This window comes from Cellvibrio sp. ATLC23 (genome assembly GCF_057196725.1).
In genome coordinates, this window is sequence record NZ_JBXUOS010000007.1 from 188,223 (window position 1) to 213,168 (window position 24,946).

The 24,946-nt window shown below is 48.6% G+C and carries 15 protein-coding genes; 9 read left to right on the forward strand and 6 right to left on the reverse strand.

Features of this window, described 5'->3' with window-relative positions:
* The first annotated feature begins 241 nt into the window (after positions 1-241).
* The 5 genes from AC2CG4_RS13100 (at position 242) to AC2CG4_RS13120 (ending at position 8,597) form a co-directional block, all read left to right on the forward strand.
* Positions 242-3,505, forward strand: a complete 3,264-nt coding sequence (locus AC2CG4_RS13100; protein ID WP_484486684.1) for a TonB-dependent receptor — start codon at positions 242-244, stop codon at positions 3,503-3,505.
* Positions 3,506-3,617: 112 nt separating this feature from the next.
* Positions 3,618-5,174 (forward strand): tryptophan halogenase family protein, encoded by a 1,557-nt coding sequence (locus AC2CG4_RS13105; protein WP_484486685.1) that lies wholly within the window; start codon positions 3,618-3,620, stop codon positions 5,172-5,174.
* 45 nt (positions 5,175-5,219) lie between these two features.
* Complete coding sequence (locus AC2CG4_RS13110) at positions 5,220-5,927, forward strand: SapC family protein (RefSeq protein WP_484486686.1); 708 nt, start codon at positions 5,220-5,222, stop codon at positions 5,925-5,927.
* On the forward strand, positions 5,920-6,618 hold the full coding sequence (locus tag AC2CG4_RS13115) for a DUF6445 family protein (RefSeq protein ID WP_484486687.1): 699 nt from the start codon (positions 5,920-5,922) through the stop codon (positions 6,616-6,618). Before AC2CG4_RS13110 ends, AC2CG4_RS13115 begins: the two co-directional genes overlap by 8 nt.
* Positions 6,619-6,914: 296 nt before the next feature.
* Complete coding sequence (locus AC2CG4_RS13120) at positions 6,915-8,597, forward strand: cellulase family glycosylhydrolase (protein ID WP_484486688.1); 1,683 nt, start codon at positions 6,915-6,917, stop codon at positions 8,595-8,597.
* A 185-nt stretch (positions 8,598-8,782) separates the two neighbouring features.
* On the opposite strand, the gene AC2CG4_RS13125 is transcribed toward AC2CG4_RS13120, so the two are convergent.
* Both AC2CG4_RS13125 and AC2CG4_RS13130 read right to left on the reverse strand, forming a co-directional pair.
* Positions 8,783-9,523 carry a LytR/AlgR family response regulator transcription factor gene (locus AC2CG4_RS13125; RefSeq protein ID WP_484486689.1) on the reverse strand — a complete coding sequence of 247 codons (741 nt, stop codon included), beginning with the start codon at positions 9,521-9,523 and terminating at the stop codon, positions 8,783-8,785.
* Between the two features lie 27 nt (positions 9,524-9,550).
* Positions 9,551-10,666 carry a sensor histidine kinase gene (locus tag AC2CG4_RS13130; RefSeq protein ID WP_484486690.1) on the reverse strand — a complete coding sequence of 372 codons (1,116 nt, stop codon included), beginning with the start codon at positions 10,664-10,666 and terminating at the stop codon, positions 9,551-9,553.
* Between the two features lie 149 nt (positions 10,667-10,815).
* Here AC2CG4_RS13130 and argH point away from each other — a divergent pair, with 149 nt between their 5' ends.
* From argH to AC2CG4_RS13145, 3 genes are all read left to right on the forward strand, one after another.
* On the forward strand, positions 10,816-12,216 hold the full coding sequence (gene argH, locus AC2CG4_RS13135; protein WP_484486691.1) for an argininosuccinate lyase: 1,401 nt from the start codon (positions 10,816-10,818) through the stop codon (positions 12,214-12,216).
* A 223-nt stretch (positions 12,217-12,439) separates the two neighbouring features.
* The gene (locus tag AC2CG4_RS13140; RefSeq protein ID WP_484486692.1) at positions 12,440-14,551 is read left to right on the forward strand and encodes a response regulator; all 2,112 of its coding nucleotides are present in this window, start codon (positions 12,440-12,442) and stop codon (positions 14,549-14,551) included.
* Between the two features lie 5 nt (positions 14,552-14,556).
* On the forward strand, positions 14,557-17,559 hold the full coding sequence (locus AC2CG4_RS13145; protein WP_484486693.1) for a class I adenylate cyclase: 3,003 nt from the start codon (positions 14,557-14,559) through the stop codon (positions 17,557-17,559).
* A gap of 42 nt (positions 17,560-17,601) precedes the next feature.
* On the opposite strand, the gene AC2CG4_RS13150 is transcribed toward AC2CG4_RS13145, so the two are convergent.
* Together AC2CG4_RS13150 and AC2CG4_RS13155 are read right to left on the reverse strand one after the other, a co-directional pair.
* Positions 17,602-18,726 carry a DNA alkylation repair protein gene (locus AC2CG4_RS13150; protein ID WP_484486694.1) on the reverse strand — a complete coding sequence of 375 codons (1,125 nt, stop codon included), beginning with the start codon at positions 18,724-18,726 and terminating at the stop codon, positions 17,602-17,604.
* Between the two features lie 88 nt (positions 18,727-18,814).
* Positions 18,815-20,191 (reverse strand): PAS domain S-box protein, encoded by a 1,377-nt coding sequence (locus AC2CG4_RS13155; protein ID WP_484486695.1) that lies wholly within the window; start codon positions 20,189-20,191, stop codon positions 18,815-18,817.
* Positions 20,192-20,626: 435 nt separating this feature from the next.
* Here AC2CG4_RS13155 and AC2CG4_RS13160 point away from each other — a divergent pair, with 435 nt between their 5' ends.
* Positions 20,627-21,772 carry a diguanylate cyclase domain-containing protein gene (locus AC2CG4_RS13160; protein WP_484486696.1) on the forward strand — a complete coding sequence of 382 codons (1,146 nt, stop codon included), beginning with the start codon at positions 20,627-20,629 and terminating at the stop codon, positions 21,770-21,772.
* Positions 21,773-21,899: 127 nt separating this feature from the next.
* Here the strand turns inward: AC2CG4_RS13160 and nirD are convergent, their stop codons facing one another.
* Positions 21,900-22,232, reverse strand: coding sequence for a nitrite reductase small subunit NirD (gene nirD, locus AC2CG4_RS13165; protein ID WP_062064694.1), 333 nt, complete (start codon positions 22,230-22,232; stop codon positions 21,900-21,902).
* A 134-nt stretch (positions 22,233-22,366) separates the two neighbouring features.
* The gene (gene nirB / locus AC2CG4_RS13170; RefSeq protein ID WP_484486697.1) at positions 22,367-24,907 is read right to left on the reverse strand and encodes a nitrite reductase large subunit NirB; all 2,541 of its coding nucleotides are present in this window, start codon (positions 24,905-24,907) and stop codon (positions 22,367-22,369) included.
* Between the last annotated feature and the right edge of the window lie 39 nt (positions 24,908-24,946).

Genomic DNA, 24,946 nt, shown 5'->3' on the forward strand with positions numbered 1-24,946 from the left:
CAACTATTCTCTATTGGGTGCCAAGGCTAGCGAGTCGGCGACAGAGAAACCCACATCGATAGTCAAGCAGACTATATAGATGTTTATCATGCCACCACTTGTTCCTTGGCGTGCAAGTCTTTAAGCTTCATTGTCAAACCAAGACCACAACCAAAAAAATGAATCCTGCCACAGCATCTGGCACAAGATTCAAGTACAGCTAGAACCACAATAAAACCACAAAAAAGTGTTCACGGTGCAAATGTCTTCATTGATATGGCGGAAAAAAATTGGCTCCTCGTCTATTAAGCACGCAAGCAAGATGTTTGCGGCTGAGTTACACGAGCAGGCAATTTTACGGTTATTATTTTTTGCCCTTGCGGTAGGCGCGCCTACGTCTGCATGGGCAGAAAAAAATTCTCTCACTAAAATTATCCAGTTCGACATACCTCAGCAACGAGCAGATCTTTCACTCACTGAGTTTGCCGAGCAAGCCGATATCACGCTGATATTTCCATTTGATGATGCAGCAAAAATAACGGCAAATAAATTAATCGGGCGCTATTCCATCGAAACAGCTGCAAAGTTGTTAGTCGCGAATACACAACTCAGTGTGAAGATTGACGAGAAAGGTCTGCTAACCATTACGACCAATCAGTCTCACGAGGAGTTGGATTCAATGCACAATAAAAATAAACTCAGCGCCGTTATCGGCCTACTCACCACGGTTGCCGGCACTCAGGCAATAGCACAAGACACAAACCTTCCATCGGGCGCGACCGAACAAGTCGAAGAATTAATGGTGACCGGTATTCGCGGCAGTTTGCAGCGGTCAATGGATGTTAAACGCGCAGCTGGTGGTGTGGTGGATGCGATTTCGTCAGAAGATATAGGCAAATTTCCCGATACCAATCTCGCCGAATCATTGCAGAGAATTACCGGTGTATCGATTGACCGGTCCGGCGGTGAAGGCCAATTAATTACCGTGCGCGGCTTTGGCCCAGAATTCAACACTGTATTAATCAATGGCCGCCAAATGGCGACTGAAAACTTATCCCGCGCCTTTAGTTTCGATACAGTTGCCTCGGAATTGGTGAGCGGTTTGGAAGTGTATAAAACCTCATCAGCCACTATGCAATCGGGCGGTGTTGGTTCAACCGTCAACGTAAAAACGGCGCGCCCATTTGATATTGGCGATTTTAAAGTTGCCGGCAGTGTTAAAGCAGCACTGGAAGAAAATAGCGAAGAAACCACACCGCAGGTTTCAGGCTTGGTAAGCAATGTTTTTAACGATGGCAAATTCGGTGTACTGCTTGCACTGTCTCATCAAGAGCGCGACACCCGATTAAATCAAGCGCAAATGGATGGATGGCTGGAAAATGTCGGCATCCCTACAGCTGAATTAAATGGCGGCGCTGGTGTACCGGCAGGCACCACGATTTTTTCACCACGCAATTACGATCACAAAGTCACCTTTGAAGAGCGCACGCGCACTAACGCATCACTCGTTCTGCAATTTGCCGCGACCGATGATTTAACCATCACCACCGATGCCATCTATTCCGATTTTGATGTAGAAACCAATGCGTTGTCTTATGGCCACTGGTTTACCGCACCGAATATTACCGACGCAGTCACCGATACCAACGGCACTGTGATTGATTTACGTCAGGAAGTCGGTTTAGCGACTGATATGCACGCGAAGAAATTTGATCGTCTCACTAAAAATTCACTGTTTGGCATAAATGCGGATTGGCAGGCAAGCGACAAATTAAATTTGAATTTTGATATCACCACGTCAACCGCAGAGCGCGCGGCCAATAACGGCGGCGGCGATCAATTGTCACTTATTGGCTATGCCAACCGGGTACGCTTTCAGGTAGACAATAATATCCTGCCGTTGGCGAGCGATTTCGCTACTGCCAATCCCAACATTTTTTCCGGACAACAAGAATTAAACGGCACAGCTTACCGCGATCCAAGCGCAGCTAATTATGTTGCACCTGCCGGTGTAGGTGATCTGCTGGACAAAAGCAACAGCCGCGCTCACGTAATGCTGCGTCGCGGTTGGGCAGTGGAAGATGAAGTCAATCAATTTAAAATGGACGGCACCTGGGACGAGGACAGCAGTTCCGGTTTAGTAAAAGTAAAATTCGGCACCATGTTTTCCAGTGAAGAAAAAGCTCTGGATCGCTGGGATAATGAAGGTGTAGGCATTCACTGTACCTATTGTGGCTACCCTGATTCACCGATTATTCCTGCCGATATGCAATATGTATTTGATGCAGGCAGTGACTTCCTCAGTGGCGTGAGCGGTAGCGGCCGCATGCCAACACAATGGCTCGCTCACGATGGCGAAGCGCAATTTGCCTATCTGGAAAGTACCAGCGGCAAAAATTTTGACGCAGTCAAACGCGACAACTCATTTGTGGTAAAAGAAGACACGCTATCGTTCTACCTTGAATCGGAATTTGCAGGCGAACTGAACGGTATGCCTATTTCGGCCATTGGCGGTGTACGTGTTGAAACTACCGATGTCACTGTCACTGGCACTGAAGCGCCGGTGACCGGCTTGCGCATTTTGGACGAAACAGAAATGCTCGCTGAATTCGGCACCGCGCAAGCGATTAATGTCGATAACAGTTACGATGCAATTTTGCCGAATATGAGCATCAAGCTAGACATTACTGATGACATGGTAGTGCGCATGGGCGCATCAAAAAGTTTAACCCGCCCTACACTTACCAGTATGGCGCCAGTCACAGTAATTACCACCACACGTCAAGGCGGTAACCTCACCTCCACCAGCGGTAATGCAGCACTCAAACCGTTTGAGTCAGACAACTTTGATTTAAGTTGGGAATGGTATTACGGCGATGCGAGTTATGTGTCTGCTGGTTACTTCAAAAAAGATGTGGCGAATTTTATTGTCAATTCGATTGCCGATAAAACGTTTACCCTGCCTAACGGCAGCATGTTGTTAGATCCATCCACCGGCAACAATACCGGCGCAGCGGATGCCAATGATTCAGTCGCGGTATTTAAAAATACTCTGCCGAATAATGGTGAAGATGCAACCGTAGACGGTGTAGAACTCGGCGTACAACACACCTTTGGTGAATCGGGTTTTGGCATGATGTTTAACGCAACGCTAGTAAATAGCGATGCAGAACTTGACCCAGCCGATGTCACCCAAGTATTTGCGCTCACCGGTTTAAGTGATTCAATGAACCTGGTTGGTTTCTATGAACAAGGTCCAGTACAAATTCGTTTGGCCTACAATCAGCGCGGTGAGTTTGTGCAATCACTGACGCAAAGCAACGGCAATGGCCCCACTATTGTGGAAGATTACGAGCAATGGGATTTAAGCGCGAGTTATGACATTACCGATGAAATTACGGTATTTGTTGAAGGCATTAATCTCACCGAGGAATACACTCATAAACGCGGCCGTTACGACAACCATTTATTGTTAGTAGAAGACAGTGGTCGCCGTTGGGCTCTGGGTGTGCGTGCCAGCTTTTAATGCAGTTAGTGTCGGGTGAACAACTCATAGCCTTTGTCCGCTATGATTTTTAGGCCGCTGCTTCGCAGCGGCCCTTTTTATTTAGTTTTAATGCATTACTGGCGAGTCGCCTATGAATAATAAAATATCCAATATTGTCATTGTCGGCGGTGGCACAGCGGGTTGGCTTACAGTGGGCCGCATCGCAGCGCAACATCGCGCCCAGGACAACAAAAATATCAATGTCACACTGATTGAATCCCCCAATATCCCCACCATCGGCGTAGGCGAAGGCACTTGGCCGACCATGCGCGCCACGCTAATGAAGCTCGGCATTTCTGAAACCGATTTTATTCGCGAGTGCGACGCCTCATTTAAACAAGGCGCAAAATTTTCGCGCTGGGTCAGCGGCACAGCGGACGATTTTTATTATCACCCATTGATGTTGCCGCAAGGTTTTGGCAAAACTAATTTAGCAGCGCACTGGCAAAGCGCGCGCAATAGCAATCACACTATGCCTTCTTTTTCTGCTGCCACTTGTTTTCAGGAAGCGGTTTGCGAACTTGGCCTTGCGCCTAAAATGATTACCACCCCGGAATTTAATGCCGTAGCCAATTATGCTTATCATTTAAACGCAGGGAAATTTTCCACTTTCTTGCAAAAACATTGCTGCGAAAAACTGGGTGTACAACACATTCTTGCCGATGTCACCAGCATTAATTCAGCCGGGAACGGTGATATAGCTTCGCTGAATACGGCGCAAGCAGGCACTATTGCTGGCGATTTATTTATCGACTGCACCGGCTTTCAATCTCTGTTATTGGGTCAGCATTTACAAGTACCGTTTATCGACTGCAGCGATGTGTTATTCATCGATAGCGCGCTCGCCGTGCAAGCGCCCTATGAAGATGAAGATGCACCCATTGCTTCCCATACCATTTCTACCGCGCAGGACGCGGGTTGGATTTGGGATATAGGCCTTCTGCATAGGCGCGGTATTGGCCATGTTTATTCCAGCCGTCACACCAGTGAAGAGCGCGCGACCGAACAGTTACAAGATTATGTAGGCAAACAATTTAAAGACCTCAGTTTGCGCAAAATTCCGATTCACTGCGGGCACCGCAAAATATTTTGGAAAAATAATTGTGTGGCAGTCGGGTTATCAGCAGGGTTTTTAGAACCACTGGAAGCATCGGCGTTAGTCCTAGTCGAATTATCGGCCAGCATGATCGCAGAACAATTACCGGCGTGTAGGGAAGTGATGGATATTACCGCCAAACGCTTTAACGAGACTTTTTTATACCGCTGGGCACGCATTATTGATTTTTTAAAATTGCATTATATTTTAAGTAAACGCACCGATAACACCTTTTGGATTGATAACCGCGACCCGGCCACTATTCCGCAAAGCTTGCAAGAGCTAATGCAGCTCTGGCGCTACCAACCGCCAGGCGACCACGACTTTACCAGCAACAATGAAGTCTTCCCGGCGGCGAGTTATCAATACGTGCTTTACGGTATGGGTTTTGAAACTCACTACCAATACAGCCAACACCTATTGCACGACAGCGCGTTTGCGCAGGAACAATTTCTAAAAAATCAAAAAAATATTGCGCAAGTGACACGCAGCTTACCCAGCAACCGCGAGTTGCTGAACAAAATCCATTTGCATGGCCTGCAAACTATTTAAGTGCCCACCGGGCGCTTACTCAACAGAACCGACAGGAGTAATCCTATGACTAATTTTGTCGCACTGCACAATCAACTGCACCAAGCCCTGCGCATTGATACCGGATTGGTCGAATCACTCGGCGCGAGCAATAATTTGGTGCCAGTGGTGCTGAGTGAATTTTTACGTCTGGTAGTCCATTACCCAATTGTATTTACCAAAAATAGTGAGACGGGAAATTTTTTAACTGTCGCGCTGCTGGGTTTTGAAAACGGGGAAAATTTATTTTGGAATAATGAGCAATGGCAGAGTATTTACACCCCGCTCAATATCATGCGCCAACCGTTTTTTATCGGTCAGGATAATGGCCAGCCATTGATTTGTTTAGACACCAACAGCAGTGCGTTAACCACTGGCCAAGGTGAAGCGATATTTGACTCTGCGGGAAACGAAACTGATTTTTTGCACAGGATAAAAGCACGACTCGCCGAATTACTCGAAGGCGAAACTCGCACGCAAGATTTTATTAAAACCCTGCTCAGCCTGAATTTAATTATGCCCATGGCCTTGGATATCAGTTTTGCCAACACGCAGCAGCAGCGCGTGCAAGGCCTGTACACTATTAACGAAGAACACATGGCGCAATTAGACGCAAACCAACTGTTGGCGCTGCAACAGCAAGGTTATTTGCAACCGATTTATACCATGCTCGCCTCGCTCGGGCAGGTTTATGCTTTGATCCAAAAAAAGAACGAGCGTTTGGCTCATGCCTGATTTAACCAAGCAACAAGTGCGCGTAGAACTAATTGGGCGGGAGCAAAACCCGCTACTGATTATCGATAATTTTTTTGCAGCGCCGGAACACTTAATAGAACAAGCTTGCAGCGAGCCGGATTTTATCGCGCAGGCGAGCGATTTTTATCCCGGCCTGCGCAAACCGATTCTGGGCGTTTACCCTGTGCGGAGTTTGCACACCATAACGCCGCTGGTGCGCGAGCATTTTTCCATCGCGCCCGAACCAAAAGCACAGCTCAGCCTCTGCGCTTTTTCACTTACCAGCACAGCGCCAGAAAAGTTGCGCCCAATTCAATCGGTGCCGCACATAGATACCCACGACTCAATGCAATTCGCCATGGTGCATTATTTGTGTGCAGAATCCTTTGGCGGCACCTCTTTTTATCGCCACCGCAGCACCGGCTTTGAAAGCATTAATCAGGAACGCTTGACGGACTATTTTAAAATCCTCAAACAAGAAGTAATGAACGAGCGGCAATCGCAATTTAATTACATCAATGGCGACACCAATCTATTTGAGCGCATCTACCAAGTCCCAGTAGTATTTAACCGCGCGATTGTCTACCGCAGCAATCAATTGCACTCCGGCGATATCAGCGCACAACTCGGGCTGAGCACCAACCCACGCCAAGGGCGCCTCACCGCCAATAGTTTTTTCTGTTTCAGCTAAACAGCCCGCACTCTGTACTGAATTGCTATTTTTGTGCAGCAGTACGCGCTTGCACACATAGCCGGGCTTGTTATTCAGACTCAAATAAGCCTATCATGTAACCGATTACAAAAATCGCGCAAACCTGACTGTAACAATAACAACAGGCGATACCTCTCCAGTAAGCGCCGCAGCACCTCAGGGCAATCGAGCAATGTAATCAACCGGCAGCTTCGCAGTCGCCCCAATACCCACAATAACGTTTATTTGCAGCAATCCCGCCTGCAAGGGCTTTTTGCTGCCCAAAGGAAACCACTATGAAACGCCTGACGACATTCAAAAAACAGCTTCTCAAAAAAACCGCTTTAGCCTTCATTACCTCCGCCATGATCGCGCCGGCGTTTGCCGGTTGGACGGTTAACGGCACCCAAGTGCTCGACCCTAACGGCAACAAGTTTGTGTTTCGCGGGGTCAACCACGCGCACAGTTGGTATACCGACCGCCTCACCCAGTCGTTAAAAGATATAGCCGCGACCGGTGCCAACTCGGTGCGTGTGGTGCTGAGCAACGGCACCCAGTGGACGCGCAATAACGGCGCCGATGTGACCAATGTGATCAATCAATGTAAAGCCAATAAACTCGTATGCGTGCTGGAAGTACACGACTCAACCGGTTATGGCGAAAGCGCGGCCGCGACCCATATGAGCCGCGCGACCGAGTACTGGTTGAGCAGCGACATCAAAGCGGCCATTACTGGGCAGGAAGATTACGTGATTGTGAATATCGCCAACGAACCCTTTGGCAATAGCACCTCAGCGGCGACTTATACCGCCGACCACATCACTGCCATCCGCGCCCTGCGCAGCGGCGGACTCACCCATATGTTGATGGTGGATGCGGCCAACTGGGGGCAGGATTGGCAAAACGCGATGCGCGATAACGCACCAAGCATTTTTGCTGCGGACACGCTGAAAAATACGATCTTTTCCGTACACATGTACGAGGTGTACAACAACGCCAGCATTGTGCAGAGCTATATGAACAGCTTTCAAACCCGTGGTTTAGCGCTGGTAGTTGGGGAATTTGGCGCCGAACACGGCGGCAGCAATGTGGCGGAAGAGGCGATTTTGCAATACGCGCAGGATATGGGCATCGGCTACCTGGGCTGGAGCTGGTCGGGCAATGGCAGCTGCTGTGCGCAGTTGGACATAGTGAATAACTGGAACGCGGCGTCGCTCAGCACCTGGGGCAATTATCTGATCAACAGTACCAACGGGATCAAGGCCACCTCCAAATTAGCCACACATTTCACTGGTACCACCAGCAGCGCGCGCTCCAGCGTCGCCCCTAGCTCATCAGCACCTTCATCGGTAGCGCCCAGCTCATCCAGCCGCTCCAGTACCGCATCGTCACTGGCAAGTGGCGGAACCTGCAATTGGTACGGCACTCGCTACCCGATTTGCATCAGTACCGCGAGTGGCTGGGGTTGGGATAATCAGCAGAGCTGTGTCGGTCGCACCAGCTGCGCCGCATTACCCGCGCCCTACGGCATTGAGGGTGGCGCAGCCTCCAGCGCCGCGCCTAGCTCTACGCCTGCATCGAGCAGCAGAAGCAGTGTCGCTCCCAGTTCCACGCCAGCCAGCAGTGTTGCACCCAGCTCAATTCCGGCATCGAGCAGAGCTTCTAGCAGTATCGCCAATACCGGCGGAGTGAGCTGTACTTACGTGGTGAGCAATGCGTGGGGGTCAGGATTTACCGGTGCCATTCGCGTGACCAATACGGGCACCAGCAGCAAATCCGGCTGGACCGCCAGCTGGCAATACTCCGGTAGCAACCGCATTACCAGTTCATGGAATGTGTCACTCAGTGGTAGCAATCCGTATAGCGCAACTGGCGTGAGCTGGAATAGCACCATAGGCGCAGGGCAAACTGTTGAGTTTGGATTTCAGGGCAATACCAATGGCGGCAGTGTAGAAATGCCTGCAGTGACCTGCCGTTAATTAAACTCTCTAATACTTGCTCGCGGGAATGACGATGACCTACGGAAATAGGGAGTCGTCATCCTCGCGCAGCGGGGATCCATAAGGCCAAAGGTCAACAACTGGACTCCCGCAAGCGGGAGTGACGATAAATATCGGAAGTGAATAATATGCGAGGGATTTTTAGCGAGAAAATTAAACCATCATCACAACACTTTTAATAATTCTTTGAGGTTACTCACATGGCGACGACTAATCACGGGGCGCAACTCTATATCCGCCAAGCGCACTTGATACTGTCCCTGCGCATTGCGCTCCAGCGCTTCAATATGTTTGATCGATACCAGCGAGTTGCGATGAATCCGCACAAAACGCTCGTTAAATTCTTCTTCCAATTCTTTTAGGGTTTCGTCGAGCAGATGTTCACCGGTGCGATGATAAACGGTGACATATTTGTGATCGGCGAGAAAATAACGCACATCTTCCAGCGCGATAAGCTCTACGCCGCGGCGCGTTTTAGCAGAGATGTGTGTGCGCTGGTTTTCACGTTGCGGTGCATGATTTTTTTGCGCCGCCACACGCTGGATTTTGTTGAGTTTGCTGGCCTTGTCCAACACCTGTAACAGCTGCTCGGCTTTCACTGGCTTCAGTAAATAACCTACGGCGTTAGTGCCAAACGCATCCAGTGCGTATTGATCAAACGCAGTGCAAAAAATCACTGCCGGTGCATCCTCCAATTCGGCGATATCCTGCGCGAGGCTCAAGCCGTCGCGACCGGGCATACGAATATCCAGCAGCACTATATCCGGGTCATATTGAGTGATGGCGACCAGCGCATCCTCGGCGTTGTCGGCTTCTGCAACCACCGTGAACCCTTCGATTTTTTCCACCATGCGCAGCAGGCGCTGCCGGGCGAGGTTTTCATCATCAACAATTAAAATATCCATTCTTCCTGCCTTAGGATTTTATTGTGGTCATACCGTTAAAGGGCAAAAAATATAAGTGGTAAATACACCGTTTTCAGCGCTGCTGGATAAGCGCGCTGCGGTGCCAAAGTGCGCGGTCAAGCGGCGGCGAATATTGTCCAGCGCCATGCGGTTATGGCGTGCCGAGGCGTCATTTTGGTGATTATTTTTTTTCACCAATAGATAAGGATTGGTGATCACTATGCTGAGTTGCTTATTGTTTTGCGACACTCTGATGGTAATTTTTCCACCTTTGGGCAGCGGCTCTACACCGTGAAAAATCGCATTCTCTACCAGCGGCTGCATCATCAAACTGGGAATTTTAAGTTCTTTATTGTAACTGCCGATTTGCCATTCCAACTGCAAGCGGCGCCCCAGGCGCAATTGCTCTATATCCAAATAGTGTTTGCACAACTCCAATTCCCGCTCCAGTGGAATCAGCGTTGGCTCAGCGAGACTGGCGCGAAACAATGCCGACAAATCTTCCACCACGCGCTCGGCGGTATCCGGATCTGTCGCAATTAAACTGGCGATTGAATTCATACTATTAAATAAAAAATGCGGGCGAATGCGCGATTGCAGCGCCTGAATCCGCGCGTGCATTTCGGCCTGCTGCTGGTTGCGCAACTGCTGCTGCAAATATAAATAGCGCAATAAAATGCCCGATAAAATCGCCGCAATTACCATGTTGTTTAGCAGCAACCAACCATCAAAATGAAATTCCTGATCGCCCGCAAATGCCATACCGCTTGCGCCATAAATAAGCCACTGCCCGGCGGCGCAGAGCACCAAAGTGATGCCCAACACCAGCGCATAACTCACACTGCCCGCGCGCACATGATTCTGCCTGCCCAGCCAAAAACGCAGGCGACACAGCGCCACCGCACTGAATACCACAATCCATTGCACCTGCACTGAGATGAATGCGAGCTTGTCCCAGTTAAAATGTTGCAGACCGGATGACCCGCTAATAGTGAGCAACACGGCCAGCAACTCCGCCACCAATACCAGTAAGAAAACCGACTGGCTGCTGCACAAATCCGGCAAAAACGGATTGGCAGGCTCGGTGCGCGGCACGCCATTTTTCGGTTTGGCCTTGGTTTTGTCGGATGCGGGTGCTTTCATGGTGTTAACGCGGTTTCCATTAATAGATCGCCGGGACGGTTTTTGAATAGGCATTGGGCTATAATGCGCGGCCTGTGGTGCCATGCTCAATGGTAGCCTAATCGCACCCGACATCTCTTTCATTCTTTCCAGTTTGTGGACACATGCTCATGAGCCAAAACGATCAGCCTATCAAACCCTGGGGCGGCCGCTTCAGTGAAGCCACCGATGCCTTTGTCGAACGTTTCACCGCTTCCGTCGACTTTGATAAACGCCTCTATCACCACGATATCAACGGCTCCATCGCCCACGCCACCATGCTCGCTAAAGTCGGCGTGCTGACCGAGGCCGAGCGCGACCAGATCATCACCGGTCTGGAAGATATTCGCGCGGAGATCGTCGCCGGTAAATTTACCTGGTCGGTCAGCCTTGAAGATGTGCACATGAACATCGAAGCCGTGCTCACGCAACGCATCGGTATCACCGGTAAAAAACTGCATACCGGCCGCTCGCGCAACGATCAAGTCGCGACCGATATTCGCCTGTATTTGCGCGATGAAATCGATGCTATCGCCAAAGAGCTGACCCGTTTACAACAGGGCTTGCTGCAAGTCGCGGAAGCCAATGCCGATACCATCATGCCCGGTTTTACCCATTTGCAAACCGCCCAGCCAGTGACCTTTGGTCATCACCTGTTGGCCTGGTTTGAAATGCTACAGCGCGATTACTCGCGTTTGATGGACTGCCGCGCACGCATGAATTATTTGCCCTTAGGCGCCGCCGCGCTTGCGGGAACTACCTACCCGATCGATCGCGCTTACACTGCCCAGCTATTAGGCTTTGAAGCGCCGACCGAGAACTCACTCGACTCAGTAAGCGACCGCGATTTCGCCATCGAATTCGCCGCCTTCGCCAGCGTCTTGATGATGCACTTGTCGCGCGCAAGCGAAGAGCTGGTGCTCTGGACTTCATCGCAATTCAGCTTTATCGATTTACCGGATCGCTTCTGCACCGGCTCCTCGATCATGCCGCAAAAGAAAAACCCTGACGTGCCGGAACTGGTGCGCGGTAAAACTGGCCGCGTCTACGGTCACCTGACTGCACTGTTAACCCTGATGAAATCCCAGCCTTTGGCTTACAACAAGGACAATCAGGAAGACAAAGAGCCGGTGTTTGATGCCATCGACACCGTCAAAGACTGCCTGCGCGCCTTTGCCGATATGGTTCCGGCAATTCAGCCGCGCAAAGAGAAGATGTACGAAGCGGCCAAACGCGGTTTCTCCACTGCAACTGACTTGGCCGATTACTTGGTGCGCAAAGGTGTTCCTTTCCGCGACGCCCATGAGATTGTAGGCAAGTCGGTAGGTTATGGCGTGCAATCGGGCAAAGACTTGTCGGAAATGACGCTGGCCGAGCTACAGCAGTTCTCTACCGTGATCGAGCAGGATGTATTTGCGGTATTGACGCTGGAAGGTTCAGTCGCCGCCCGCAACCATATTGGCGGCACCGCACCGGCGCAGGTAAAAGCCGCCGTTGGGCGCGCCAAAGCGAGTTTGGAAAGTCGTCAGTAACACCCAACTCCCTCACCTCCCCCCAAAAAGGGGGGGAGGTGTTTGCACCACACCACACAGCTATTTCCCCTCGCTCCTGCCAGACAATTTCGCCGTCGTTAAAATCGTTTTTATATTCCCGCCCACCACTGGTATTTACATCAAAATAGACTAGCCTTTAAGTCTGGCAGTTTGTTTTTTGTCCAAGCAGGCTGAGCGCTTGAAAGGGACACAGGTAGGCACTATGGGTAAAAAGTCATTGTATTCAGGCGAGTCTGAAGAGGCACTGGCAGCCAAAATCCGGCAGCTAGAGGAGGAGCTCGCCCGCCTGAATGATCGTGACATCCGCCATCGCTATGCGATGGAAGCCTCTAGCGATGGTTTGTGGGATTGGAATCTACTGACCAATAAAATTTATTTCAGCCGCAGCTATTTGCGCATGCTCGGTTACGATTACGAAGACCTGCCGGGCAACCTGGATACCTTGCGCGATTATTTTGTCCACCCGGATGATCTGGACAACATGCTCAGCGAGTATCAGGCGGCGATTGATCACAATCGCGATTCGCTACAATTACAGCTGCGCATGCTGCACCGCGACGGCAGCGAGATATGGGTGCTGTCGAAAACCAAATTTTTTGAGCCCGACCACAAGGGGCACCCCACTCGCTGCGTAGGCATAATCACCAACATCAACGATTTTATGGAGGCGCGCGAAGAACTGGTCAGCGCCCATGCCCAAGCGGATTTAGCGAGCAAAACCAAAAGCGAATTTTTAGCCCGTATCAGCCACGAAATTCGCACTCCGATGAATGCGATTATCGGCATAGGGTATTTACTCAATGACACCAAGCTGGATGAACAACAACAAAGTTATCTCACCAGCATGAATTCCGCGGCGGACTCGCTGCTACAAATCATCAACCAATTACTCGACTTCTCTAAAATTGAAGCGGGGCGCGTGATTCTTGAGTATGCTCATTTTGATCTTGACCAACTCTTTGAAAAAATCTCGCGCTTGTTTGAAATCAGCGCACTGCATAAATCTGTCCGCATTGTGTACGACATCAAACCCGATGTGCCGCGCTTCTTGCGCGGCGACGCGTCGCGTCTCAGTCAAATTCTCAGCCATTTGATTGGCAATGCTTTTCAATATTCCAATACCAATCAGGTGCTGGTGCGTGTTCGCCGCCGGGCGCACAATGCCAAACAGGTCATGTTGGAGTTTACGGTAGAAGACAAAGGCCTGGGCATGACCGAGGAAAAACTGGCGCACATTAAAGAGCGACTGGTATTCAATATAAATTCAAATGAACATGAAAAACACACCTACGGCCTTGGTATTTGCAGCCATTTAGTGCATTTAATGCAAGGTGATTTCTGTATTGATTCACACCTTAATAAAGGTTGCAAAGTTACGTTTAGCGCATCCTTTGAGCGCAGTCACCTAGGTGAAAAAACACTGATCAATCACCCCCGCGACCTCAATAATATTCGTACACTCATCGTTGACGACAACAGCATTGCCCGCACCATTATTGCCAGTACCGCACGCAGTATTCATTTACAGGTTGATGAAATAGACAATCCGATTAGCGCCATAGAGCGTATTCGCCAAGCAGATAACCTCGGTCAACCCTATCACTTTGTTTTGCTCGATTACCGCATGCCCAATATGAACGGCTTGCAATTGACCGGGCTGATCAAATCAGACCTCAGCTTAAAACATAAACCGCGCATTTTTTTAATTTCCGCCTATCACCGCGATGAAATCTCCAATACCGATCCCAATGCTATTTTGGTCGATGAATTCCTCAGCAAACCAGTCAGCGAGTCGCGCCTGTTTGATGCCATTAGCCAAGCGATTGGGCGCGAGCCGTTTTTGCAAGATATCAGCCCGGAACTCAATGCGACTGATGACACCTTAGCGCTACTGGAAAACACTCACCTATTAATTGCTGAAGACAATGTGGTTAACCAGCAGGTGATTCGTGGCATATTAAAAAAGAAAAAAATCACTACCACCATCGCCGCCAACGGAATTGAAGCACTGAAGTTGTTGGAAAATAACAGCGAAGTATTTGATGCAATTTTAATGGATTTGGAAATGCCCGAAATGGATGGGATAGAAGCGACACGACGCATCCGCGCCGGACAATTGCGCACCACCAATCAGCAGCAGGACATTCCCATTATCGCCGTTACGGCGCAAGCCATGCGCGGCGATCGCGAACGCTGTCTTGCCGCAGGAATGAACGGCTACTTATCCAAACCGGTTAATCCGGAGTTACTTTACACCACGCTCGCTGACATCTTACGCAAGAAAAAAATCACTCACCAAAATCCACAATTTTGAACCCTATGTATTCTCGTTCGATCGATATACACGATATAGATGAGGGTGTTGACCGCAAACAACTCACACAACTCAAGCAGCGTTTCCTGGATTTAAATGCGCAGCGTTACACACGCACCTGCGCGGCACTTACTGAGCGCCAACAACAATTTTTGCAAGCTTTACCCCTCTTGTTTCATGTTAACCACCCCATGCTGCCCGGCTATATTTCTCACAGCACGCCGGCAGGAATTTATCAATACACACCTAACAATGACGAGTTGCGTCTGGCAAAAATTCTGGCGCGCAGCTTTCAATACAATCGCGATCTCACTGAAAAACAACCCGCGATTGATGCGCTTTTTGTGATGGGCAGTGTGGGCACTATTGCCCAGAGTGATTCAAGCGATTTGGATATATGGGTGTGCCACAGCCTCGACCAGAGCCAACCTTTTTTACCTGAACTAGAACACAAGTGCCAACTGATTAGCCAGTGGGCCGCCGTGCAGATTCACTTGGAAGTACATTTCTTTTTAATGCGCAGCGATGAATTTTCTGGCCAACGCCGCCAATCACTAAGCAGCGAAGCCAGCGGTTCAGCCCAACATTTTTTATTGCTCGATGAATTTTATCGCACAGCCCTGTGGCTCGCCGGAAAATATCCACTCTGGTGGTTTATTCCCGCATCACAAGAACACAATTACAATAACTATCGCGATAAATTATTAGGTAAACGTTTTCTCAAACAGGAAGATGTTATTGATTTTGGCGGCCTGCCCACTATTCCCACCAATGAATTTATCGGAGCAGGAATTTGGCAACTGTATAAAGCGATTGAATCACCTTACAAGTCCGTTTTAAAACTACTATTACTGGAGGTTTATGCCAGCGGCGAGCTAAACAACAAAAACACCCGCAATACGCAAACACTTACCACAAATGCATCCTCAGGTATTAGCCTTTACCAAGACAGTATCAATGCCGAGCTCAGCCAACAAGAAGACGCTGCAAGCGCGATTGAACAAAACCAACCTCTCACCAGCGAGCCCTTGGCGCTCAGTTTTAAACGCGCACTTTACGCGCAAGAGCCGGATGCCGATAGACTAGACCCTTATGTGATGGTGTATCGCCTCATTGAGCAATATTTACAACAACATCACCAATTGCCGCGCCTGGATTTAGTTCGCCGCTGTTTTTATTTTAAAGTGAATAAGCCTCTGTCGCGCACTAGTCGCCAGCCGAACAAATCCTGGCAGCGAAAATTATTGGAGCAGTTAGTAAAAGATTGGCACTGGTCATCACATCAATTGCATATGCTCGATAACCGCGCCTATTGGAAAGCCCCCCATGTAATTGCCGAGCGAGCACTGTTAGTCAATGAACTCAACCACAGTTACCGTTTACTGAATGAGCTACATAATAGCCAACAGCATGATATCGCCATCAGCAGTGATGAAATGATCATTCTCGGGCGAAAATTACATGCCGCGTTTGAACGCAAGGCGGGAAAAATTGAATGGATTAATCCCGGCATATCGAGGGATTTAAGTGAAGACAATCTGTGTTTTATTCGCGAAGAGAACGATAGCGGCGAAAGCTGGCAAGTTGTACGGGGCAGCCAACATGATTTGACCCTGCGCAATATAGATGTAGCCCCCATCAAACGGTCGCGCAGTTTATTGGAACTGCTGTTCTGGTGCCATGCCAACGAAATTTTAGCGAGTCACACCAAAGTCGATATTATTGGCCGGGATCTTTTTCTAAGTGCCAATCAAAAGCAGCAACTAATGCAAGCAATACAACAGTGGTTACCTGTGCCACTGGCGGTTGAGCATCAACAATTCACCCGCCCTGCCGCTATCGAAAAACTATTAATCATCGTCAACACCGGCGTTGAACCACAGGCGGATTTACATAAAAAAGGCATGCAAATGCTCAGTAGCCAAAGTGATGCCCTGGGCTATAGCGGCTTGCGTGAAAATTTGATGATTAGTGCCGATGTTATTCAACTCAATTCCTGGGGCGAATTAATTTGCCGCCACTACCCGGTGGATGCATTAATTAGTTGCCTGCAACATTATTTCCGTTTGTTTCCGCCCGGCAAACAATTTAGCTTGCCCGAGTTGAGCGTGCGCTGCTTTAGCAGTGGCCAAGGCAATAATATCGCTCAGCGATTGACCGAATTGTGGCGCGATTTGATTAGTTGCTATTACTCCGGCACTCATCCACGCAGCTGCCGTTATATTTTAGAAATGGGCGATGAGTATTTACTACTGCAATTTGTGCAACAGCAACTGCAAATACAGCGTTTTAAACGCTACGAAAAATTATTAGAAAAACTGACTCAGGCACAAACTGATTTCAGTCCCATAGTGATTGATCGCTATGGCCTGCGCGACAAACCGTTGCGCATTATTTGCGCGCAGATCAAACAGCGCGGCATCTATGTTTTTTATCAACTGGAACACGGCCGGGCACGCATAACCATTGTCGATGAAAAAGGTTCAGTATTTACCACGCACACCGAATACCACAACCAACAGACACTGCTGCGTCCACTGATTAATTTTATTAATGCCGCAATGCGGCGCCAATTAATAGATGGAGATAACACAGTTGCACAGCCCGACTGCAAAGACATCACCATCTACGAACTCGTCGGCAACATCAAACAACAACAAGGCCATGCCGAGCGCAGGCAACTACAGAGTGATTTAAGCCAACTGCATTTTATTAATGTCAAAGCAATTGCCGAAATGGATGCAGAGCAGCATTTGCGCTTTACCATTTTTTGTAATGAACAGGAATTTTCTGCATTGGCCTATGGCAATAATTTATTTAGCGCCGTAGCAAGTTATATTATTGGTCGTCGCCAGCATGGTGAGCGCTACCCCTGCTACATTACCGATCTAGATCTATCTCTCTGCCACGAAACCATCGGACAACAAACCGGCGTACAACTTGGCCACTACTTACAGCTCAAAGCTGAACTGGAAAATAAACTTAATGCGGCGCTCAGCCTTTTATAAAGAATCACATCTGCCAATTCGACTCTGATAAATAATCTCCCCTTACTCATCCACCAGAAACTCCACTCGCGCCATCTCTTGTCCATTTACTTGAATAGCAAGCTGATGCTGACCGGCATAATAACGACGAGTAGTAATAGGTTTAAACGAGTGTGTTTTGGTTATCGCCATTGTTTCATTTTTAGCTAGCAGGATATTCTTTAATTTAAATACCTTGGGCGCCAGCTTGCCGTTGGCCTTCATAAAATAAACCACATAGTCCACTACCAAATTCTGCGCAATTGTTCTGCCGCTCAGTGTGAATGAAAACGCTATTGCATCACCCAGCTTGATTTGCTTTTTATCCAACTGAATTTCACTCACCAGCACATTGGGTTTTGCCGCATAGCCCAGTAGTGGGAATACCCGCACATCACCAGCTTTTACCAAGCTGCGCAAACCATGTTTTACAATCCAATCAGTATGCTCGTGCGTATCAGCGAGCCAATTACGACACACTTCAATCATCCACTCAGGATTGTCTTTGCTGATATCGTTGAGATTATTGGCCACCGACCGGCGCACATATAAACTCTCATCGGCCTTTAATGTTTGTAAAATCGTCCGCAGCGGTTCTGGGTTGTGAATAAATTGCGGCAGGCGCATACCCCAGGGCAAACGCGGTCGCGATCCTTCTGACGCTAAACGGCGCACATGTTCTGATGGATGTTTGCACCACTGCAATAATGTTGCGTAAGTCAATTCCGTGTGTTGTTGGATAAATGGGCGAATCGCAAACTCCGCACTGAATAAGTGGGTTAACTTCTCTAGTAGTTGCAGCGCCGCTTCAGGATATTGCAAACCATGAACTGCAACATAATCAATCACTGGCCAAGCAGCAAACGCAGCCTTACTATCGTTTGCGCTGCCCTTATCCCATACCTCTGGCAAGCGCTGTAAATGTTCGCTGAGCTCTGTAAATGGCAACTTGTAATGATGATGCAATACCGCAATCAGGTGTTGTACGCGCGCTTTTAATTCCAGCTCTTCCAAGCCGCGCTGCGCATCCTGTTGAAACGCTTTGGCATTAAAACCCGGCACCACCAACGCAACACTCTTGGCAATGCGTTTAATTGCATGCACGCCCAAACCCTCTTTCATCAGCGAATTATTATCGGCTTCAGTCACTGGAAAAATCTCCGGTTAAAAATAACAAGCATAAAAAAAGCTGCTGTCAGGTTATGGCAGCAGCTTTTAACCAGCATTCGTTAGATAATTAACTCAATGCTAACTGAATATTAAAACAGGTTCCGTTTTTGTCATCCGAGGTGACTGCCATTTGGCCGCGATGGTGATCGGTGATAATAAAATAAGAATAGGATAAGCGCTGCTCTACCGGACAAGTGGATTCGTGTTTAGTGATGGCAAAAAATGGTTGGAAAATATCCAGCTGCTCAGTCGGGCTTAAACACTTTCCGTTGTGTTCGATTTTAATCCAGAGCGAATCATAAAATTCGCCGATCTCAATATTGATCCAAGGTTTATTCTTGTCATCCCAGGTATGTGAGTTAAGCGCGTAAAACGCATTGCGCATCAAGCGCACAAATACTTGTTCCAACTCGGCGGGAAAACAGGGAATTTGCGGCAGTGCAGCGGCGTAATTGCGGCGAATATTGATATGTTTAAATGCAAGACTATCAACATCGGTAAATAATTCTGTCGCCAGCGCAATACTGCGATCCATAATTGGTGGCACATCGGCAAGCTGTTTGGTATCGCGATGGCTACCGGCAAGATCCAACAAGTTCTGTGCAATCGCCGTAGCCTGATGCGCACTCAACCGCACAGTTTCAACTTCTTGCAATAAAAACTCTTTTACCTCACCTAACTCTGCCGCTTCAATTTCCTGGCGCGCACGAGTAACGCGCGACAAAATAGTTTGCATTGGCAAACTAATGTCGTACGCCATCGCCGAGGCAAGTTCACCCATCGCCGATACCTTGTCGCGCTCGGCGACTTTATTTTCAGCGTTTACTTGTTTGGTGACATCGGAAATCAAAATCACAAGGCCGGTGTCGTTTTTGTGGTCGAGTGGATAAAGAGTGATATCAAAACTGTATTGGCCGCGCTGTGCATGTTTAAGATTCAGCGTTTCACCTGACTCCAATACCGATTGCACTTGCTCCTGAGTGAGGGTGATAGCGGCATAGGCTTCCCATAAGTTTTTGCCTACGACATCCTTAAATGGGCGCCCGGTAATCTCTTCTGCTTTTTTGTTCCACTGGGTGATTTGCAAGGCTTGATCCAAGCCAATCAACATCACTGGCATGGAATTAACGATACTGGCAATGTATGCCTCGCGCGCCCGTAGCTGCTCGCTCGTCTCCTGCAATACCGCGGTGCGATGTGCGACGCGATCTTCCAGTGTTGCTTTAATATTGGTCAAAGCGCGATTGGCGCGCATGGAACGAAGATGCGCCCGGATTAAAAAAATTAGCGCTACCAACAGCGAGAGAATCAATACGCTAGCCGTGGTATTGGCCACGTACTGCCATTTGGTGCTGCCATCTTCTTCGCGAAATACGGCGAATATATCGGCAAATGCGCTCATGCTCAGGCTGGTCAGTGCGATTAGGGCCAAAAGGTACTTCATGGAGGGGAATCTCGTAGGTGCAAATAGGCGAATTTTACAAGATCCCCCACGCCAATAGCTATGATTCCTTCCCTTGTAGGACCTTTATCAATCTCGCCCCGCTTTGAATTAAACACACTGAATTGTGAAACCATCCCGCAGGGCAAGGTCAAATGACAGCAAACAAAGCCAGACGCCCACACCGCAATTGTCACAATTTGTAATTGGCGGCACTGAATTTGCTGCAAATTCATTTATAAAATTAGGTAAAGCCTTGCGCTCGATCAACTAGAACCAGCATTCACTGGCTACACTGATAAAATTGCTTACGTCAGTCGCTACGCTGATTATGGCAAGTAGAGTTATTCGTTCATGGAGAGTATTGAATGACGACAAATTGCGTCTTAGAAATTGCCATCGCCAAAGCGGAACTGAAGCTGCATAGCGAGGATACAAGTGAATAGTATATATATTGCACTCGCGGCACTATTTGGTGTAGCGGTGGTGGTCGCAGCAGCCGTGCACGTCAATCGAACCAACCAAAAACTGCGCAATATGGTGCGTTTGATGCGCAGGGCAGACGTCTGGCAACGCGGCCACAACAACGTGCTCGCGCAAATTGTCGCCGATGACGCACTGGAAGATATATTGCTCGGCATTATTGTGGGCGTGGAATACATCAAGCCGGAGATGACTTGCAGTATTTTGCTACTCGATCACACCACCAATACGCTCAAAGTAGTCGCGGCGCCGAACCTGCCTGATTTTTACAACCAAGCCGTAGATGGCCTGCCTGCCGAGTGCGAAATTGGCTCCTGCGGTATGGCCGTTACCAGCGGTCAACGGGTGATTGTGAGCGACATTCAAACTCACCCGGCATGGGTAGAGGCGCGCGAGCTAGCAGCCAAAGCCGGCCTTGCCTCCTGCTGGTCGGAGCCCATTATCAATCGTCGCGGCGAGGTACTCGGCACTTTTGCCATCTACCAAAAACAAATCGCGGAGCCCAGCGCTGAAGACATCAAACTGATTGAAGAGTCTGCCTATCTAGCAGAGATTGCAATTGAACGAAAATGGGCACTAGAGGCACTGCGTGAAAGCGAGGAGCGCCATCGCAAACTGGCGCAGCACGATAGCTTAACCGGGTTACCCAACCGTGCGCTATTTTCCGACCGTTTGAATCAGGCACTACATTATTGTAAGCGCCACCAACGAGTGCTTGCGGTGATGTTGCTCGACCTCGATAAATTCAAACCCGTTAACGATCAATACGGTCATGCTCTTGGCGATGAATTACTAAAGCAAGTTGCGCAACGTTTACTATCCGTAGTCCGCACCTCAGATACAGTTGCCCGCATTGGTGGTGATGAGTTTGTCATTCTGCTGCACCAGATTGATGACCTGAATCAAGCACGTGTAGTGAGCGAAAAAATTCAACTGGCACTCGACGAGTTATTTTTAATTGACGACCGCCTAATCCAGATCGGCTGCAGCATCGGCACGGCATTTTATCCTAACGACAGCAGCGACCCACGCGAGCTCACCCAAATTGCCGATCAACGCATGTACCAACAAAAACACGCACCATCCGCGCAAACGGTTTAATTATTACCTAATAAAAAAAGGGCAACCTATTGGGTTGCCCATTAAGCCGACTCATGAAGCAGTCGAAGAAGAAGGGGAAGCTCACACAGAAACTAACAATTGCAAAACACAACTTCCATGAAAGAAATCATGCCTGCACTTGCACTAAACCATCATCTACACGCACTGGATATACTGCGACTGTATATTCAGGTTTTTCCAGGCATTCGCCTGTACGCAGATTGTAGTGCTCCTTATACAGTGGCGATGCAACTACCACTTCATCACCGATCGAACCAATAATGCCGCGCGACAATACATTGGCCTCACCGATGGGATCGTAATTTGATATTGCAAAAACTTCATCTAAACGGCGCGAGCGAAAAATCGCTACCTGTTGATTATTCACCAGGGCACAAACGCCGGTATCAGGAAAAAGGTCATCTATTTCACACACACTAATCCAGGGTTTTTCGCTCATGATATTTCTCACTTAAAAATATAATTTTTTAGCCCCTCTAACCTCCCCCTTAGTAAGGGGGAGAAACGTGGCAGCCTGAAGGGCTGCATATCCCCTCCTCTTATTAAGGGGAGGGTTAGGGTGGGGTTATTTAACTAATCCACCAACTCAACAAACTGAATGCTGCTATTGGTGCGCTCCAGTGCAGTTGCCGGGCGAATTTGTTCACGCTCAACCACATAGGCAAGATTGTTATCCGGCACATCAGCATTGATGAAATGTTTGAAACGTTTTTGCAACTCTTCATTTTCTACTGTGGTTTTCCACTCGCACTGGTATTGGCTGATGTTGTAAGCCATTTGCTCTTCCAGTTCCGCACAGAGGCCAAGCTTGTCATTGATCACCACTTGTTTAAGGTAATCCAAACCGCCTTCCATATTCTCCATCCAGACCGAGGTACGTTGCAGACGGTCACCGGTGCGAATGTAGAACATCATTACGCGGTCGATATATTTAATTAAGGTGGCGTCGTCCAAACCGGTGGCGAATAAATCTGCGTGGCGTGGGCGCATACCGCCGTTACCACACACATATAAACTCCAACCAGTTTCAGTGGCGATAACACCAAAGTCTTTGGATTGCGCTTCCGCACATTCGCGGGTACAGCCCGACACACCAAATTTAATTTTGTGTGGTGCGCGTACACCCTTGTAGCGATTCTCCAACGTAATCGCCATGCCAACTGAATCCAATACACCGTAGCGGCACCAGGTTGAACCAACACAGGATTTCACCGTGCGCAATGATTTACCGTAGGCGTGACCTGTTTCAAAACCGGCATCGACTAATTTTTTCCAAATTGCGGGCAACTGATGCAATTGCGCACCAAATAAATCGACGCGTTGACCACCGGTAATTTTGGTATAGAGCTTGTACTCTTTGGCAACCTGACCGAGCGCGATTAATTTATCTGGAGTAATTTCACCACCGGCAACACGCGGCACGATTGAGTAAGTGCCATCTTTTTGCATATTGCCCAAGAAAATATCGTTGGTATCCTGCAGGCCAATGTGTTTTTTATCTAACACAAATTCATTCCAGAAAGCGGCGAGAATTGAGGCCACTGCTGGCTTACAAATTTCACAACCCAAACCATGGCCGTGCTGATCCAACAAATCATCAAAGGATTTAATTTGTTTAATGCGCACTATGTCGGCCAATTCCTGACGCGAGTGCGGGAAATGCTCACAAATATGGTTGCTTACTTCTACCCCGAGCTTCACTAACTCGGCATCCATCACTTGTTTGGTTAATGCTGAACAGCCGCCGCAACCGGTAGAGGCTTTGGTAACTGCTTTGATGTCACCCATGGTGCGCGCACCGTCTTGCACGGCACAACAAATTGCACCTTTACTGACATCAAAACACGAACAGATCATCGCCGCTTCTGGCAATGCATCCACACCGATGGCCATACCTGCACCATCAACACTGGGCAGAATTAAACAGTTGGGGTCTTCCGGCAAATCCATGCCGTTCACACACATTTGTTGCAAAGTGCCGTAGGCTTCTACATCGCCTACCAATACTGCGCCCAACAATTTTTTATTGTCGGCCGACACAATCATACGCTTGTAAACTTCTTCTACATCATTGCTGTAGGTGTAGCTTAATGAACCGGGTGTTGCGCCATGAGCATCGCCAATTGATGCTACATCTACGCCGAGTAATTTTAATTTGGTGCTCATATCCGCACCCATAAATTGTTCGCTGCCACCAGTGATATGCGACAGAGCGACTTTTGCCATTTGATAACCTGGGGCAACCAAACCGTAAATACGATTATTCCAGAGTGCACATTCACCAATTGCGTACACATCATCCAAATTCGTTTGGCAATTGTTATCGACTACAATACCGCCGCGCTCACCTACTTGAATGCCGCACTTGCGCGCGAGTTCGTCTTGCGGGCGAATACCGGCAGAGAACAAAATCATATCGGTTTCAAGATGGCTGCCATCGGCAAAGTTCATGCGGTAGCGCGCTTCAGTACCGGCAACAATTTCATTAGTCGCTTTTTGCGTGTGCACTTTTACGCCGATCGCTTCAATTTTACGACGCAGTAATTTACCGCCACCTTCATCGAGCTGTACAGCCATTAAACGCGGGGCAAATTCCACCACGTGAGTTTCAAGGCCAGCGGCTTTTAATGCGGCCGCCGCCTCCAAACCGAGCAGACCACCACCCACCACTACACCAATTTTGCTCTGTTGTGCGGAGCGAGTAATAGCTTCCAAATCTTCAATGGTGCGATACACCAAACAGTGTTCACCGTTATTGCCCGGAATAGGAGGAACAAACGGGAATGAACCTGTAGCAAGAACTAATTTGTCGTAACCTTCACGGCGACCTGATGCAGTGATCACTTCTTTGTTTTCAAAATCCAGATCGACCACTTTATCTTTCAGGATAAATTCAACAGATTTTTCGGTGTAGTAATCTTCGCTGGTGAGCATTAAATCCTCAGCGGTAGAACCGGAAAAATATTTGGAGAGCTGAACGCGGTCATAAGCGAGGCGCGGCTCCTCAGAAAAAGTGATTACCTGATATTGATCAGCATCTGCATGATTCACCAGATTATCGATAAATTTGTGGCCTACCATGCCGTTGCCAACTACTACAATGCGCTTCTTCATATCTGCCTCACGGTCGTGAAATTTTTGTATTAACTAATT

Bases quoted from the DNA above. Each gene is read 5' to 3' on its own strand.
- AC2CG4_RS13110 (WP_484486686.1), top strand. From the start codon at position 5,220: ATGACTAATTTTGTCGCACTGCACAATCAACTGCACCAAGCCCTGCGC.
- AC2CG4_RS13125 (WP_484486689.1), bottom strand. From the start codon at position 9,523: ATGGATATTTTAATTGTTGATGATGAAAACCTCGCCCGGCAGCGCCTG.
- AC2CG4_RS13130 (WP_484486690.1), bottom strand. From the start codon at position 10,666: ATGAAAGCACCCGCATCCGACAAAACCAAGGCCAAACCGAAAAATGGC.
- AC2CG4_RS13100 (WP_484486684.1), top strand. From the start codon at position 242: ATGTCTTCATTGATATGGCGGAAAAAAATTGGCTCCTCGTCTATTAAG.
- nirB (WP_484486697.1), bottom strand. From the start codon at position 24,907: ATGAAGAAGCGCATTGTAGTAGTTGGCAACGGCATGGTAGGCCACAAA.
- AC2CG4_RS13145 (WP_484486693.1), top strand. From the start codon at position 14,557: ATGTATTCTCGTTCGATCGATATACACGATATAGATGAGGGTGTTGAC.
- AC2CG4_RS13105 (WP_484486685.1), top strand. From the start codon at position 3,618: ATGAATAATAAAATATCCAATATTGTCATTGTCGGCGGTGGCACAGCG.
- AC2CG4_RS13115 (WP_484486687.1), top strand. From the start codon at position 5,920: ATGCCTGATTTAACCAAGCAACAAGTGCGCGTAGAACTAATTGGGCGG.
- argH (WP_484486691.1), top strand. From the start codon at position 10,816: ATGAGCCAAAACGATCAGCCTATCAAACCCTGGGGCGGCCGCTTCAGT.
- nirD (WP_062064694.1), bottom strand. From the start codon at position 22,232: ATGAGCGAAAAACCCTGGATTAGTGTGTGTGAAATAGATGACCTTTTT.
- AC2CG4_RS13140 (WP_484486692.1), top strand. From the start codon at position 12,440: ATGGGTAAAAAGTCATTGTATTCAGGCGAGTCTGAAGAGGCACTGGCA.
- AC2CG4_RS13155 (WP_484486695.1), bottom strand. From the start codon at position 20,191: ATGAAGTACCTTTTGGCCCTAATCGCACTGACCAGCCTGAGCATGAGC.
- AC2CG4_RS13120 (WP_484486688.1), top strand. From the start codon at position 6,915: ATGAAACGCCTGACGACATTCAAAAAACAGCTTCTCAAAAAAACCGCT.